This window comes from Mesorhizobium sp. CU3, from assembly GCF_006442965.1.
Lineage (GTDB): Bacteria > Pseudomonadota > Alphaproteobacteria > Rhizobiales > Rhizobiaceae > Mesorhizobium.
This window is the reverse complement of the sequence record NZ_VFWX01000007.1, coordinates 240,292-254,593: the sequence shown is the minus strand read 5'-3', so window position 1 is coordinate 254,593 and position 14,302 is coordinate 240,292. Positions and strand designations below refer to the sequence as shown.

The window sequence follows — 14,302 nt, the reverse complement described above, 5'->3', positions numbered from 1 at the left end:
GTCACGCTCCCAATATGTCGTCGATGAAAGGCAGGTAGCCGGCTGTCAGTCCGGCGTCCACCGGCACCACGGCCCCTGTTATGCCGGATGCGCGGTCGGAGGCAAGGAACGCGACGGCTTCCGCCACTTCCGACGCATTGACGATGCGTCCCAGCGGATAGAGCCGCTTGAGCCGGGCAAGGACCTCCGGGTCCCTGGCCAGGCGATGATCCCAGGCGGCGGTGCGGATAGAGCCGGGGCAAACGACATTGGCGCGCAACCCGGCGCGGCCGAGCTCGACGGCGACCGATTTGGCATAGGCATTGATGCCGGCCTTGGCGGCGGCATAGGCCGGGTTGCCGAAATGCGAAATGGCGTTGACCGAGGAGATGAAGACGACGCTGCCCGAGCCGCGCCCGGCCATCGCCTTGATCAGCGGATCGGCAAAACTCATCACGCCCGTCAGGTTGAGGCCGAGTTCCCGCTCGATCTTGTCCGCCGTCAGCGCCTGCAAGGTCTCGGCGCGTGTCCAGCCGGCATTGTTGATCAGGATGTCGGGGACGCCGTCCTTGTCGAGCAGCGCGGGGATCGCCGCCTCGATCGAGGCCCGGTCGAGCAGGTCGAACACGTGGCGCGAAGCGATACTAGGGCTGGCCAGCGCCTCCCCCGACTGGTCGCAGCCGACGATGCGCGCGCCGCGCTCGGCCATGAGCTGCACGATCGCAGAACCCAGGCCGCCGCCGGCGCCGGTTACGACCACGGTCTTGCCTTCCAACTCGGCTGTCGAACCCACGCGGCCTGCTCCTCAGCCCCTCATTTTTGAGCCAACAGGCTAGCCAGCCAAATGTAATTTAGCAACACGATAATCCGCTTGCGTAGCGTAAAATCATGGATAATGTAGGAAAGTCACATAAAACCTGAGCCCTGAAGGGTCGGGCGCGAATGCGCATTAATGGGAGAAATCAGATGAGCCTTGCGAAATGGACTGTCGGCCTGTTGGCCGGAATGAGCATGCTGGCGCTGGCCGCGCCTGCCGACGCCGGCGAGGTGCGCGTCACCGTCGCCGAATACAGCGCCAAGACCGGCCCCTATTTCGAAGCGGTGAAGAAGGAATTCGAGGCGGCCAATCCCGGCATCACCATCAAATATGAAGTGGTGCCGTGGGATGTGCTGTTGCAGAAGCTCACCACCGACATCACCGCCGGCACCAATGCGGATCTCTCGATCATCGGCACGCGCTGGCTGATCGATTTCGTCCAGCAGGATGTCGCCGAGCCACTGGACGGCTACATCAAGCCCGAGTTCAAGGACCGCTTCATCGACACCTTCCTGCAGCCCTCGATCATGGACGGCAAGACCTACGGCCTGCCGATCGCCGCCTCGGCGCGCGCCATGTATTACAACAAGGAACTGTTCGAGAAGGCCGGCATCGCCAAGCCGCCGGCAACCTGGACCGAGCTGCAGGAAGACGCCCGCAAGATCAAGGCGATCGGCGCCTTCGGCTTCGGCCTGCAGGGCAAGGAGATCGAGACCGACGTCTATTACTATTACGCGATGTGGTCGCAGGGCACCGAGATCCTCAACAAGGACGGCACCTCCGGCCTCGGCACGCCCGGCGCGCTCGAAGCCGCCAAGCTCTACAAGTCGATGATCGACGAGGGCCTGACCGAGCCCGGCGTCACCTCCAACAATCGCGAGGACGTGCAGAACCTGTTCAAGCAGGGCAAGGTCGGCATGATGATCACCGCGCCCTTCCTGTCCAACCAGATCAAGGAAGAAGCGCCGAACCTGAAATACGGCGTCGCCGCCATTCCCGCCGGCCCGACCGGCGCGCGCGGGACCTATGGCGTGACCGACTCCATCATCATGTTCAAGAACTCCAAGAACAAGGACGAGGCCTGGAAGCTGCTCGACTTCCTGTTCACCAAGGAGCAGCGCGCCAAGTTCACGCAAGGCGAAGGCTTCCTGCCGGTGAACAAGGAAGAGGCTAAGATGGACTATTACGTCAACAACGCCGACCTCGCCGCCTTCACCGCGCTTCTGCCCGACGCCCGCTTCGCGCCGGTCATCCCCGGCTGGGAAGAGATCGCCCAGATCACCTCGGACGCCATGCAGAAAATCTATCTCGGCGGCGATCCCGAGGCCGGCCTGAAGGAGGCGGCCGACAAGGCCAACGCCGTGCTGAAGAAGAAATAAGGGCGTCTCTCCCTGCGCCCTGTGGCGCGCCCCACCCCGTCGGGGCGCGCCACACCTTTCCGAAGCAGACTCCTTCCTCTCCCTCCGGAGGGGGGGAGAGGTGGCTCGGCGAAGCCGAGACGGAGTGGGGGAACCACCAGGCAACCGGCGCGAACCGACATACAAAAGGCACCAGGCATGGCCTCGCCTTGCGCTAAAGGGTCAACCCCCACTCCGTCGAGCTTCGCTCGACACCTCTCCCCCGATCGACGGGGAGAGGAAAGAGCGGCGCCGGCGCCGGAACAGTCGAGACTAAGCGCCCGGAAGAACAAGTCAGGATTAGTTAGCTGGCAAGCCAGCGCCACCGATGCCTCGCAACGCGGTACAAACCCAGCCGATGCAAAATCGTTTCCTGCCCTATCTGCTGACGCTACCCAGCCTGCTGCTGGCGGCCGTCGTCATCTTCTGGCCGGTATGGGACCTGGTGCAGATCTCGACCCATGACGTCAGCCGCTTCGGCCAGTTGCGCGACTTTACCGGCTTCGCCAATTTCTCCGAATTGTTCGCCGATCCGGATTTCGTCGCAGCACTCTGGCGCACCGGGCTTTGGACCTTGCTGGTGGTCGGCGGCGCGCTCTTGTTGTCGATCCCGGTGGCGATGATCCTCAACATGGATTTTTACGGCCGCGGCCTGGCGCGCGTCATCATCATGCTGCCCTGGTCCGTGTCGCTGACCATGACCGCGGTGGTCTGGCGCTGGGCACTCAACGGCGAAAGCGGCATGCTGAATTCGGCGCTGATGAAGCTCGGCCTGATCAGCCAGAACATCCAGTGGCTGGCGAGCGCCGAGACGGCTTTCCCGATGCAGGTGCTGATCGGCATTCTGGTCACTGTGCCGTTCACCACCACCATCTTCCTCGGCGGCCTGTCCTCGATCCCGGACGATCTCTATGAGGCGGCGGCGCTCGAGGGCGCGACGCTGTTCCAGCAGTTCCGCGAGATCACCTTTCCGCTGCTGAAGCCATTCATCAACATCGCGATCGTGCTCAACACCATCTACGTCTTCAACTCCTTCCCGATCATCTGGGTGATGACGCAAGGCGGGCCAGCCAACTCGACCGACATATTGGTCACGCATCTCTACAAGCTCGCCTTCCGCATCGGCAAACTGGGCGAGGCCTCCGCCGTGTCGCTGGTGATGTTCGCGATCCTGCTCGTCTTCACCATGATCTATGTGCGGCTGGCCATGCGGGAGCAGCGCGCATGACGCCGAAGCTGAAACGCACAATCATCGCCTGGCTGCTGCTTTTGCCGCTGATCGTGGTGACGATCTTTCCCTTCGCGGTGATGTTCCTCACCGCCGTCAAGCCGCGCACCGAGGTGCTGACGCCCACCTGGTGGCCGAGCGAATTCCGCTGGTCGAATTTTGCCGACATGTGGGTAGCGACCGGTTTCGGCCAGGCGCTCATCAACTCGCTCTACGTCTCGGCGCTGGCGACGGTCGGCGCCATCCTGATCTCGGTGCCGGCCGCCTACGCCATGTCGCGCTTTCGCTTTGCCGGCTATGGCGCCTTCCGCCAGTTCCTTTTGATCTCGCAGATGATCTCGCCGATCGTGCTGGTGCTCGGCCTGTTCAGGCTGATGGCCGCCTGGGGGCTGGTCGAGTCGACCACCGCGCTCGGCTTCATCTACATGGCCTTCAACGTCGCCTTCACCGTCTGGATGCTGCAGAGCTATTTCGACACCATCCCGCGCGACCTCGAGGAAGCCGCCTGGATGGAAGGCGCCGGCCGCTGGCTGACTTTGCGCAAAGTCTTCCTGCCGCTCTGCCTGCCGGCCATCGCGGTGACGGCGATCTTCACCTTCATCAACGCCTGGAACGAGTTCGTCGTGGCGCTCACCATGCTGCGCAGCCAGGAAAGCTACACGCTGCCGATCCAGGTCTTTTCGCTGGTCGCTGGCCGCTACACGATCGAATGGCACCACGTCATGGCCGCCACGCTGCTCGCCACGCTGCCGGTGGCGATCCTTTTCATCTGGCTGCAGCGCTACCTCGTCCGGGGCCTCGCGCTCGGGGCCGTCAAATAGCATCCACCTTAGGAAAAGTTCATGCGCATCTTCACCGCCTCGCTGGCGACGGAAACCAACACCTTCTCGCCGATCCCGACCGACCGGGCCTCTTTCGAGATGGCCTTCTATGCCGGTCCTGGAAAACATCCGGAGACGCCGACGCTCTGCTCCTCGCCGATCATCGCCCTGCGAAAGCGCGCCGCGAAGGAAGGCCTGATCGTCATCGAAGGCACTGCAACCTGGGCCGAGCCCGGCGGCCTGGTCCAGCGGCAGACTTTCGAGGCGCTGCGCGACGAAATCCTCGATCAGTTGAAGGCCGCCCTGCCGGTCGATGCCGTCATCCTCGGCCTGCACGGCGCCATGGTGGCGCAAGCCTATGACGATTGCGAAGGCGACCTGCTGGAGCGCGTGCGCGCCATCGTCGGGCCGAATGTGGTGATCGCTTCGGAATTCGATCCGCACAGCCACCTGACGCCGAAGCGCGTCGCGGCTTGCAACGTCATGGCTTATTTCCTCGAATTCCCGCACACCGATTTCTACGAGCGCGGCGAGCATGTCGTCGAGCTTGGCCTCGCTGCCGCGCGCGGCGAGATCAAGCCGGTGATCTCGACCTTCGACTGCCGCATGATCCAGGTGCTGCCGACCAGCCGCGAGCCGATGCGTTCCTTCGTCGACAGGATCAAGGCGCTGCACGGCAAGGATGGTGTGCTGTCCATCTCGGTCATCCATGGCTTCATGGCCGCCGACGTGCCGGAGATGGGCACGCGCATCCTGGTCGTTACCGACAACGACAAGGTAAAGGGCGATGCGCTGGCCGAGACGCTCGGGCGCGAGCTCTACGCCATGCGCGAAAAGACGGCGATGACGATGCTGTCTGCCGCCGCCGGCATCGAGCAGGCGCTTGCCGTACAGGCGAAACGCCGGGACAAGCCGGTGGTCATCGCCGATATCTGGGACAATCCTGGCGGTGGCGTGCCGGGCGACGGCACCAACGTTCTGCGCGAATTGCTTTCACGCGGCATCCGTAATGTCGGCGTGGCGACCATCTGGGATCCGATCGCGGTGACCTTCTGCCACGCCGCCGGCGAAGGCGCCGTCATCGAGCTCCGTTTCGGCGGCAAGGCCGGCCCGCAGGCCGGCGAACCGATCGACGCGCGCGTGATCGTGCTGAAGACGGCCAATGAAGGTTGGCAAAGCTTCGGCCCGAGCCGGGTGACTTTGGGACCGTCGGCCGTGGTGCGCATCGAAGGCACCGACGTAGATGTCATCCTCAACACCAACCGCACCCAGACCTTCGAGCCGGATATCTTTTCCAACATCGGCATCGACCCGATGTCGAAAGACGTCCTGTTGATCAAATCGACCAACCATTTCTACGCCGGCTTCGAACCGATCGCCGCCGAGATCATCTATGTCGCGGCGCCGAGCTCCTACCCGAGCAATCCGGCGGTGACGAATTACACCAAGCTGACGCGACCGGTATGGCCGAGAGTGGCGGATCCGTGGAAACTGCCAATCTCCCTCCTCGTGGGGGAGATGCCCGGCAGGGCAGAGGGGGGCGCTGTCCCGCCGACCCGTCCTTCGTCATTCTAGGGCGGAGCAAGGAGCGAAGCGACGCGCGCAGACCCTAGAATCCATGCCGTGACATCGGCCGTAGAATGCAACGGCGCAGAATAGCCGTGACGATGGTGCCAACTAAGACCGCAGCATGACAGGCTACGTTTACATGACCGCGAGCCAGAAAGGCGGCACGATCTATATCGGCGTCACCAACGACCTTGCTCGCCGGATGCCTGAACACAAGACCGGCCAAGGCTCCAGCTTCGCCAGCCGCTACGGTGTGCAGCGTCTGGTCTGGTACGAAGGAGTATTTCGACATCACCGAGCGTGAGACGTCATTGAAGCGCTGGCCACGGCAAGGGAAGATCGAACTCATCGAGAAGACCAATCCGGAGTGGTTCGAGCTGTTTCGCGGAATTGGCTGGTGAACGTTCTGCACCGTGGCGGCGCTCAGGCGTCACGGCATGGATTCTAGGGTCTGCGCGCGTCGCTTCGCTCCTTGCTCCGCCCTAGAATGACGAGGCATGGGCTGGCGGGACAGCGCCCCCCTCTGGCCTGCCGGCCATCTCCCCCACGAGGGGGGGAGATCAGCCAATCACACCAGCCCCCGTTTCACCATCATCGCCTCCGGCGAAGGCATCTTCCCCCGGAAAGCCGTGTAAAGCTCTTCCGGATCCTTCGACCCTCCCGCGGCATAGATGTTCTTCCGCAACCGTTCGGCCAGCTCGGGATTGAAGGCATCGCCTGTTTCCTCGAAGGCCGAGAAGGCGTCTGCGTCGAGCACCTCCGACCACATGTAGGAGTAGTAGCCGGCCGAATAGCCGTCGCCGGCAAAGACATGGCCGAAATGCGGGGTGCGGTGGCGCATCGCGATGGTGTCGGGCATATGCAGCTTTTCGAGCGTTTCGGCTTCGAAACGAAGCGGCTTTTCCGGCGCGTCCGAGCGCGCATGATACGCCATGTCGATCAGCGCCGAGGCGGTGAACTCGACCGTGGCGAAGCCGGCGCCGAAGGTGCGCGCAGCCAGCATCTTGTCGAGCAGCGCCTTCGGCATCGGCTTACCGGTCTTCACGTGCAGCGCGTGCTTTTCCAGCACCGCCGGCACCGTCAGCCAGTGCTCGTAGAGCTGCGAGGGCAGCTCGACGAAATCGCGGCTGACCGACGTGCCCGAGACCGACGGCCAGGTGACGTCGGTCAGCATGCCGTGCAGCGCGTGGCCGAATTCGTGGAACAGCGTCTTTGCCTCATCGACCGACAGCAGCGCCGCCTCGCCGGCTGGCGGCTTGGCGAAATTCATGATGTTGTAGATCACCGGCTTCGAGCCGTGGCCGAGCGCATAGCCGGACTTCAGCGCGCTCATCCAGGCGCCGGAGCGCTTTGACGGCCGGGCGAAATAGTCGGCTAAAAACAGGCCGCGCTCGCTGCCGTCGGCGTTCTTCACCACGAACACGCGGGCGTCCGGATGCCAGGCGGCGATACCCTTCTTTTCCTCGAAGGTGATACCGAACAGTTTTGTCGCGACGTCGAAACAGGCCTCGATGACGCGCTCCAGCTGCAGATACGGCTTCAGCTCCGCCTCATCGAAGGCGAATTTCTCGGCGCGCAGCTTTTCCTGATAAAAACGCCAGTCCCAGGCGGCGAATTTTCCGTTGCTGCCGGCCTTCGCCGCCAACCGCTCCAGCTGCTTCTGGTCGGCGGCGGCCTTCTCCAGCGCCTTTTCCCAGACCGGATCGAGCAATTCATGCACGGCCTTCGGCGTCTTCGCCATCGTGTCGTCGAGCTTCAGCGCCGCGAAGGAGCCATAGCCGAGCAGCTTTGCTTTCTCGGCGCGCAGTTTCAGCATATCGCGCACGACATCGGTGTTGTCGGAGGCGCCGCCATTCTGGCCGCGCATGATGAAGGCGTTGAAGGCCACCTCGCGCAGGTCGCGGCGCTCCGAAAAGGTCGAGAACGGCTCGTAGATCGAGCGCGACAGCGTCACCGCGTAGCGGCCCTTCTGGCCACGCATCTCGGCGGCTTCCGCCATGGCGCTCTTAAGGAAGTCGGGCAGGCCGGCAAGATCGGCCTCGTCGAGGAACAGCGCCCAGTCGCGCTCGTCGGCGAGCACGTTCTGCCCGAACTTGGTGCCGAGCGAGGACAGTTCCTCATTGATGGCCGCAAGCCGCTTCTTGCCGTCGGCATCGAGCTTGGCGCCGGAGCGGACAAAGCCTTTCCAGGTCTTTTCCAGGACGCGCAGCGTTTCTGGATCGAGCTTCAGGCTGTCGCGGCGCTGGTAGAGATCGTCGATGCGGGCGAACAGTTTTTCGTTCATCGAGATCGCCGAGAAATGCCGCGACATCTTTGGCGAGATCTCGCGCTCCATCGCCTGGATCGTATCGTTGGTGTGGGCGCCGGCCCGGCACCAGAAGATCGACGAGACATGGTCGAGCGGCTCGCCGGCAAGCTCGAGCGCGGCCAACGTGTTTTCGATGGTCGGCGCCCCGCCATTGCCCGCGATGGCGTCGATCTCGGCTTCATGCGCCTTCAGCGCCGCATCGAAGACCGGGCCGAAATCGTCGTCGCCGATGCGCGAGAAATCCGGCAGGCCGAGCGGCCCTTGCCAGACGGTCAGCGGATGGGCGGCGAGGTCGACGGTTTTTGACATGGGGAGATCCAACTGGGTGATTTGGTGGGCTGAATGCTGCGGGGTCACCCCGATGTAGGGCGCTGCCCGACACGGCGCAACATCGAGGCTCAGTAAGCGCTGCAGTCCTGCGCCACCGCCGTCTGGGTGCTGGCGGTGATGCGGCCGGCGGCAACGGTGAAGGTTTCGCGCATCAGCGTGTCGTTGCTGGGGAAGTCGTAGCAGGCGAGCACCGTGGTCTGGCCGTTCTCGCTCTTCTCGATGCGGTGGCGGATTTCGGCGCCCGCGACCGCGCCCTGCCATTCGTCGATCGAGGCGATGAAATCCTGCTTGGTCTGGATGACGCCGATATCGTCGAGCTTCATGCGAGCGTTGTCGGCGAGCAGTTCGGTGAGTTCGCTGCGGTCGGCGACCAGAAGCGCCGAGTACCAGCGGTCGATGATGGCGCCGTCATCGGCGCTGGCGGCGGCGATCGAGCAAAGCAGCATCACCGCTGCGAGAACGTACCTGCCCGAGAATCGACGCATTACCCCCTCCGTTACAACTCCGGCCGCTCGAAATCGCCCGTATCCTTGTTCATCACCCAGAGTTCGCCGGTCGAAATGTCGAACCAAGCGCCGTAGAGCGCGAGCCTGCCCTTGCCTTCGAGGATCGAGACGCAAGGGAAAGTCCTGAGATTGGCCAGCGAATAGCGGACCGAAATCCGTTCCAGCGCCGTCTGGCGCTCGGTTGCCGTCATCATCGTGCTGGCGGAAACCGTCTCGGCCGCCGGCGCGATCAGGCTCATCCATTTGCCGATGAAATCGCCGGGTGAAAGCGGCGCCGAATTGGTGTCGAGCGCGGCGCGGATGCCGCCGCAGCGGCCATGGCCCATCACCACGATGTTCTTCACTTTGAGGCTCTGCACCGCGAACTCGAGCGCCGCCGAGGTCGAGTGGAACTCGCCGTCGGGTTCATAGGGCGGCACCAGATTGGCGACGTTGCGCACCACGAAGAGCTCGCCCGGCCCGGCATCGAAGATCGCCTCCGGGGCGGAGCGGGAATCGCAGCAGGCGACGATCATCGTCTCCGGCGCCTGGCCCTCGCGCGCCAGCGCGCGGTAGCGGTCGCTTTCGGATGGGTAGCGGCCGGTCATGAAATTGCGATAGCCGGTGAGAAGATGCTCGGGCAGATGCGGCATGGTCGGCTGAAGCCTTTCCGGGTTTACGGCGGCAAGGTCGTGGCGGTCGGAAAGCCTGTAGCGGCAAAAGCCTGCCGTGAGCAATGCAGAATTGTCGGCGCTGGCAACAAAGCCATGCATCATGGCGCGCCAAAACCAATCGCCATCGTCAGGCCCAGATCGCCACCGGGATGCCGAAACGATCGGTCAGCGGAGGATCGGGCGAAGGCCGCGCCTCGTCGTTGGCGATACGGCCCGCGATCAGCATCATGGCGGCGGCATCGAGGAAATCGTCGCTGGCGGCGCCGCGTGGCGGGGCCTGGTCAAGAAAGCTCCGCTCATAGCCATGCCGGCTAAGCAGCGCCTTGCGCTCCTCCATGCCGGCCGGATTGACCGCGCCCTTGATCTTCTTCGGCAGCGCCATCGCGACACCATCGTTCAGCCGGCAGAAGGCAACTTCGGGATGCGATTCGTAGACGCGGCCGCGCAGCTCCGGCCGCGCGATCAGGAGCTGGTCGATCTCGCGGATCTTGGCAAAAATCCCGAACGCCTGAATGGAGACGCCGCGCGGCGGATCGGAAGTGGTCATCGCCACCTCACTGGCCCGCCGATGTGCCGCATACCAGGTCTCGATGGTGGTGAAGTCGCTGGTGTCGGCATAGAGCGCCGCGCGGGACGGGATAGCGAACACGCTCGATTGCCGCGCGCCCAGCAGTGGCCGCACCAGCGCCTCCGGCCCGCGCCCGCCCTTGCCCGAAAAATCCGGCAGGCCGATCGGCATGTCGACGGCGATCGTCGCATCCGGCAGGGCGTCGAGAAGTCCCTGAAAACTTGGAAAGACTGTGACCGCAGGCGGTTCATCGAACTGTCGATGGACGGCGATCCAGCCGGCCTTGCAGCCGTCGACGCCGGCGAGCCTCAAGCCCGCTTGTCCCGCCCGGGATGCAGCAGATGGCGCAGTTGCACCATCGCCATCGGATGCGACAGGCTCTGCGCGTCGGTCTCGAGCTGCAGCTCGTCGCCGCCGCGTTTGGCCGTGCGCGCCAGGATCTCGTAGACGGCCGCCGTGGTCGATTGCAGCGCCTTGACCGGCGCCTGTCCCGACAGGATGCGCGCCAGATAGACCGCGGCCGTCAGGTCGCCGAGCCCGTTCGGCGGCTTGTCGATCAGGCGATGCTCGGCGAGCAGCGCCTGGCTGCCGTCGAGCAGGAAATTGCCGGTGCCGCCCGTCATCATCGCCGGCGCCGAGGTCACCAGCATGGTGGAAGGCCCGGCATGAAGTGCTGCCGCCGTCACCGACTTGATGTCGGGCAGCGGCGCGCCGGCCATCCATTCCAGCTCATAGCGGTTCGGCGTGGCGATATCGGCGATCGGCATCAGCCTGTCGCGCAAGGCAGTCGCCGTTGCTTGCGGCACATAGAGCCCACCGGAATCGCCCATCACCGGGTCGCAGACATAGAGCGCGCCCGGCGTCTTCGCCTTGACGGCGGCGACCAGCGAGGCGACGGCCTCGGCCTGGCCGGCTTCGCCGAGATAGCCCGACAGCACGGCGCGCACCTCGCCGAGCCAGGGCGCGCGTTCGAGATCGGCCATCAGCGCCTTGAACTGGTCGAGCGGCGGCACGATGCGCGTGGCGCGGCTGTGGCCGGGATGCCAGGGCAGGATGACGGTCGGCACCGCCCAGACGGGGAAACCCAGCGTCTCCAGCGCGAACACGGCGGCGCGGTTGCCGACCGAACCGCGGGCGACATGGCTGGAGATGACGATGACCGCGCGCGGCGCGTCGGTTTTTTCTGCATTCATGGAATTTCGGTCCTAGAGCGTTTCACCGTCTCACGGAAACGGCGAACCTCTCTTTCTCCTTGTTTGACGCAATCCCGGACGGAAAACCGCTTCGCACTTTTCCTGGAATTGCTCTAGCCACCCTGCGTGGCGGCATACACCAGCCAGGCCAGCAGCCCAATGGCGATGATGAAACCAAGCGTTCGGCCAATGCGGGTTCCCCAATACTCGATCGGGTCGGCGCGATCGGTATCGGCCGCCGTCACGCGATCGCGCATGTCTTTCGCCGCCCTCACGACGAAAGGCGTGCTGCCCGGCGCCGTCTCGCGCGCCACACGTTCGAGGATGCGTCGTGATTCCTGCTCGTCGTCCCGGCGCTCGGCCATGGCAATTGCCCTTTCGCGACGGGACCTTAGAGCAATTCCAGGAAAAGTGCGAAGCGGTTTTCCGTCCGGAATTGTGTCAAAACAAGTAGAGGAAATCCTGTTCGCGCCTCCTTTCACACAGGGACGGGCCGGGAGCAGGGATGCGCCATTGGCAGGGTCATTTTCTTGCGCGCGGATTGTGCTATTGCTTCGCTTGCAACTTCCGCAGAGGGACCGATCATGATTGCCCAGCGCCTCTCCTTCCCCTCCACCTTCCGCAACCTGCCCGCCTTCCTGATGATGGCTTTTGTGCTGCCGCTGCTCGCCGGCTGCGGCTACAACACCATCCCGACGGCGGAAGAGAACGCCAAGGCGGCCTGGAGCGAGGTGCTCAACCAGTATCAGCGCCGTTCCGACTTGATCCCGAACCTGGTCGAGACGGTGAAGGGCTACGCCTCGCATGAGAAGGACACCCTCGACGCCGTCGTCGAGGCCCGCGCCAAGGCAACCCAGATCACGGTGACGCCCGAGACGCTGAAGGATCCCGACGCGTTGAAGAAGTTCCAGGATGCCCAGTCCGGCCTGACCAGCGCGCTGTCGCGGCTGATCGCGGTGTCGGAAGCCTATCCCGACCTCAAGGCCAACCAGAATTTCATCGCCCTGCAGGCGCAGCTCGAAGGCACCGAGAACCGCATCGCAGTGGCGCGGCGCGACTACATCCAGGCGGTACGGGATTACAATCTGACGCTGAAGACCTTCCCCTCCGTGCTGTGGGCGACCTTCTGGTTCCGCGGCAACGAGCCCTTCGCCAACTTCACCGTCGACGAAGACAAGATGCAGGTGCCGAAGGTCGATTTCGGCACGGGCACGACCAAACAGGGCGGGTGAGCGGCGACTAATCGAGCCTGTCAGCTTTGCGTTCCTTCGCGCCCCCCTCTGTCCTGCCGGACATCTCCCCCACAAGGGGGGAGATCGGACGTCGTGTCGGCCTTCGCCAATCGCCAACGACTGAAAGTGAGAACCGGCGGCCGATCTGCCAATCTCCCCCCAAGTGGGGGAGATGTCCGGCAGGCCAGAGGGGGGCGCCTCGCGCATACCTCGCCCTTCTTGGCCTATTTTTCTCGCTCCTCCTCCCCCTCGCCGCGCTCGCCGCCGATCTCCCTGCCCTCACCGGCCGCGTCGTCGACAATGCCGGCATTATCGATTCAGGCACCCGCGCCGCGCTGACGCAGAAGCTCGCCGACTTCGAGACAAAAGGCTCGGACCAGATCGTCGTCGCCACCATCCCCAGCCTCGGCGGCGAGGAGATCGAGCCTTACGCCAACCGGCTGTTCCGCTTCTGGAAGCTCGGCCAGGCCAAGGAGAACAATGGCGTGCTGCTGCTGGTCGCGCCCAACGACCGCAAGATGCGCATCGAGGTCGGCTACGGGCTGGAAGGCACGCTGACCGACCTGCACACCAAGCTGATCATCGAGAACGACATGGTCCCGGCCTTCCGCGCCGGCGATTTCTCCGGCGGCATCACCAAGGCCGTCGACGACATGATCATGGTGCTGGAGGGCAATCCGGAGGAACTGGAAGCGCGCGGCAAGCGCAACGAGCAGGCGCCGTTCAACTCCGACGACCTGTTCTTCGCCATCTTCATCACCATCTGGGCGCTGATTTTCTTCGGCGGCATCGCGATGACGGTGCTGCCGCCGATCTTCGGCCAGAAGATCGGACCCGGCCGCTACCGCTGGCTCGGCATGACGTTCGAACCGGGCCGGCGATCCTCCTCGTCAAGCGGCGGCTGGTCGTCAGGTGGCGGTGGCTGGTCGTCCGGCGGCGGGGGCGGTGGCGGGTTTTCCGGTGGCGGCGGCTCGTCGGGCGGCGGCGGCTCGTCGGGAAGCTGGTGAGAAAAATGGCAACGCGATCGATCAGCGCCGAGGATCATGACCGCATCGCCGAGGCGATCCGGACGGCCGAGTTGAAAACCGACGGCGAAATCTATTGCGTCGTCGCGCGTTCGAGCGACGGCTATTTCTTCCCAGCCGCTTTCACCACCACGCTTGGCCTGTTCGTCGCCAGCCTCGCCGTCGCCTATGGGCTGGAGGCGTTGTGGCTGACCATCCGGCTGCCCCATTTCGTGCTGGCGCAACTGCTGGCATTGGCGTCGGTCCTCGCCCTGCTCTGGTTCCTGCCGGCCCTGCGCATTCATTTCGTGCCCAGGCGCCTGCGCTATCAGGCGGCACACATAAACGCGATGAAGCAGTTCCTTGCCCGCAACGTCCACCGCACCAGCGCGCGCACCGGCGTGCTGGTCTTCGTCTCCATCGCCGAGCGCTATGCCGAGGTGTTGGCCGACGCGGGCATCGACGCCAAGGTCGGCCAGCACGTCTGGGATGGGGTGGTGCGCGACCTGACAAAGCATGCCGGCGACGACCGGCTGGCCGACGGTTTCGTGCACGCGATCGACGCGGTCGGCGCGGTGCTGGCCGAGCATTTCCCGGTCACACAAGGCGACACCAACGAGCTCGACGATCACCTCGTCGAAATCTGATCAGGCTCCATCTTAGGCGGCGCGCCTTTCGCTTGTGCGAAATCGTCGGC

At 64.2% G+C, this 14,302-nt stretch carries 14 protein-coding genes and 1 pseudogene; 8 read left to right on the top strand and 7 right to left on the bottom strand.

Features of this window, described 5'->3' with window-relative positions; genetic code table 11:
* Position 1: 1 nt before the first annotated feature.
* The gene (locus FJ988_RS13520) at positions 2-772 is read right to left on the bottom strand and encodes an SDR family NAD(P)-dependent oxidoreductase (protein ID WP_140818374.1); all 771 of its coding nucleotides are present in this window, start codon (positions 770-772) and stop codon (positions 2-4) included.
* 173 nt (positions 773-945) lie between these two features.
* Between FJ988_RS13520 and FJ988_RS13515 the strand changes: the two genes are divergently transcribed.
* The 5 genes and pseudogenes from FJ988_RS13515 to FJ988_RS13495 all read left to right on the top strand — a co-directional run bounded on the left by FJ988_RS13515 (position 946) and on the right by FJ988_RS13495 (position 6,212).
* Positions 946-2,175 (top strand): sugar ABC transporter substrate-binding protein, encoded by a 1,230-nt coding sequence (locus FJ988_RS13515; protein WP_140818372.1) that lies wholly within the window; start codon positions 946-948, stop codon positions 2,173-2,175.
* 376 nt (positions 2,176-2,551) lie between these two features.
* Positions 2,552-3,421: a carbohydrate ABC transporter permease gene (locus tag FJ988_RS13510; protein WP_140818370.1), complete on the top strand. Its 870-nt coding sequence runs from the start codon at positions 2,552-2,554 to the stop codon at positions 3,419-3,421.
* Positions 3,418-4,242: a carbohydrate ABC transporter permease gene (locus FJ988_RS13505; RefSeq protein WP_140818368.1), complete on the top strand. Its 825-nt coding sequence runs from the start codon at positions 3,418-3,420 to the stop codon at positions 4,240-4,242. The genes FJ988_RS13510 and FJ988_RS13505 overlap by 4 nt, the downstream gene beginning before the upstream one ends.
* A gap of 21 nt (positions 4,243-4,263) precedes the next feature.
* A complete protein-coding gene (locus FJ988_RS13500) occupies positions 4,264-5,817 on the top strand; it encodes a M81 family metallopeptidase (RefSeq protein ID WP_140818366.1) in 1,554 nt (517 codons plus the stop codon).
* A 115-nt stretch (positions 5,818-5,932) separates the two neighbouring features.
* A pseudogene (locus FJ988_RS13495) lies at positions 5,933-6,212 on the top strand (GIY-YIG nuclease family protein).
* 167 nt (positions 6,213-6,379) lie between these two features.
* On the opposite strand, the gene FJ988_RS13490 reads toward FJ988_RS13495, so the two are convergent.
* From FJ988_RS13490 to FJ988_RS13465, 6 genes are all read right to left on the bottom strand, one after another.
* Positions 6,380-8,428, bottom strand: a complete 2,049-nt coding sequence (locus tag FJ988_RS13490; RefSeq protein ID WP_140818364.1) for a M3 family metallopeptidase — start codon at positions 8,426-8,428, stop codon at positions 6,380-6,382.
* A gap of 89 nt (positions 8,429-8,517) precedes the next feature.
* On the bottom strand, positions 8,518-8,934 hold the full coding sequence (locus FJ988_RS13485) for a nuclear transport factor 2 family protein (protein ID WP_140818362.1): 417 nt from the start codon (positions 8,932-8,934) through the stop codon (positions 8,518-8,520).
* Between the two features lie 11 nt (positions 8,935-8,945).
* Positions 8,946-9,587 (bottom strand): carbonic anhydrase, encoded by a 642-nt coding sequence (locus FJ988_RS13480; RefSeq protein WP_140818479.1) that lies wholly within the window; start codon positions 9,585-9,587, stop codon positions 8,946-8,948.
* Between the two features lie 148 nt (positions 9,588-9,735).
* Complete coding sequence (locus tag FJ988_RS13475; protein WP_140818360.1) at positions 9,736-10,488, bottom strand: DUF429 domain-containing protein; 753 nt, start codon at positions 10,486-10,488, stop codon at positions 9,736-9,738.
* Entirely contained in the window at positions 10,485-11,369 is an 885-nt protein-coding gene (gene pdxY / locus FJ988_RS13470; RefSeq protein ID WP_140818358.1) for a pyridoxal kinase PdxY, read from the bottom strand. Before pdxY ends, FJ988_RS13475 begins: the two co-directional genes overlap by 4 nt.
* 113 nt (positions 11,370-11,482) lie before the next feature.
* Positions 11,483-11,734, bottom strand: a complete 252-nt coding sequence (locus tag FJ988_RS13465) for a hypothetical protein (RefSeq protein ID WP_140818356.1) — start codon at positions 11,732-11,734, stop codon at positions 11,483-11,485.
* 219 nt (positions 11,735-11,953) lie between these two features.
* On the opposite strand from FJ988_RS13465, the gene FJ988_RS13460 reads away from it, so the two are divergent.
* The 3 genes from FJ988_RS13460 (at position 11,954) to FJ988_RS13450 (ending at position 14,252) form a co-directional block, all read left to right on the top strand.
* Positions 11,954-12,601 carry a LemA family protein gene (locus FJ988_RS13460; RefSeq protein WP_140818353.1) on the top strand — a complete coding sequence of 216 codons (648 nt, stop codon included), beginning with the start codon at positions 11,954-11,956 and terminating at the stop codon, positions 12,599-12,601.
* A gap of 143 nt (positions 12,602-12,744) precedes the next feature.
* Complete coding sequence (locus FJ988_RS13455) at positions 12,745-13,608, top strand: YgcG family protein (RefSeq protein WP_140818477.1); 864 nt, start codon at positions 12,745-12,747, stop codon at positions 13,606-13,608.
* Positions 13,609-13,613: 5 nt separating this feature from the next.
* Positions 13,614-14,252 (top strand): TPM domain-containing protein, encoded by a 639-nt coding sequence (locus FJ988_RS13450; RefSeq protein WP_140818351.1) that lies wholly within the window; start codon positions 13,614-13,616, stop codon positions 14,250-14,252.
* The last annotated feature ends 50 nt before the right edge of the window (positions 14,253-14,302 follow it).

Excerpts from the sequence above, each read along its gene's own strand:
- FJ988_RS13515 (WP_140818372.1), top strand. The coding sequence starts at position 946 with ATGAGCCTTGCGAAATGGACTGTCGGCCTGTTGGCCGGAATGAGCATG.
- FJ988_RS13510 (WP_140818370.1), top strand. The coding sequence starts at position 2,552 with ATGCAAAATCGTTTCCTGCCCTATCTGCTGACGCTACCCAGCCTGCTG.
- FJ988_RS13505 (WP_140818368.1), top strand. The coding sequence starts at position 3,418 with ATGACGCCGAAGCTGAAACGCACAATCATCGCCTGGCTGCTGCTTTTG.
- FJ988_RS13500 (WP_140818366.1), top strand. The coding sequence starts at position 4,264 with ATGCGCATCTTCACCGCCTCGCTGGCGACGGAAACCAACACCTTCTCG.
- FJ988_RS13490 (WP_140818364.1), bottom strand. The coding sequence starts at position 8,428 with ATGTCAAAAACCGTCGACCTCGCCGCCCATCCGCTGACCGTCTGGCAA.
- FJ988_RS13485 (WP_140818362.1), bottom strand. The coding sequence starts at position 8,934 with ATGCGTCGATTCTCGGGCAGGTACGTTCTCGCAGCGGTGATGCTGCTT.
- FJ988_RS13480 (WP_140818479.1), bottom strand. The coding sequence starts at position 9,587 with ATGCCGCATCTGCCCGAGCATCTTCTCACCGGCTATCGCAATTTCATG.
- pdxY (WP_140818358.1), bottom strand. The coding sequence starts at position 11,369 with ATGAATGCAGAAAAAACCGACGCGCCGCGCGCGGTCATCGTCATCTCC.
- FJ988_RS13465 (WP_140818356.1), bottom strand. The coding sequence starts at position 11,734 with ATGGCCGAGCGCCGGGACGACGAGCAGGAATCACGACGCATCCTCGAA.
- FJ988_RS13460 (WP_140818353.1), top strand. The coding sequence starts at position 11,954 with ATGATTGCCCAGCGCCTCTCCTTCCCCTCCACCTTCCGCAACCTGCCC.
- FJ988_RS13450 (WP_140818351.1), top strand. The coding sequence starts at position 13,614 with ATGGCAACGCGATCGATCAGCGCCGAGGATCATGACCGCATCGCCGAG.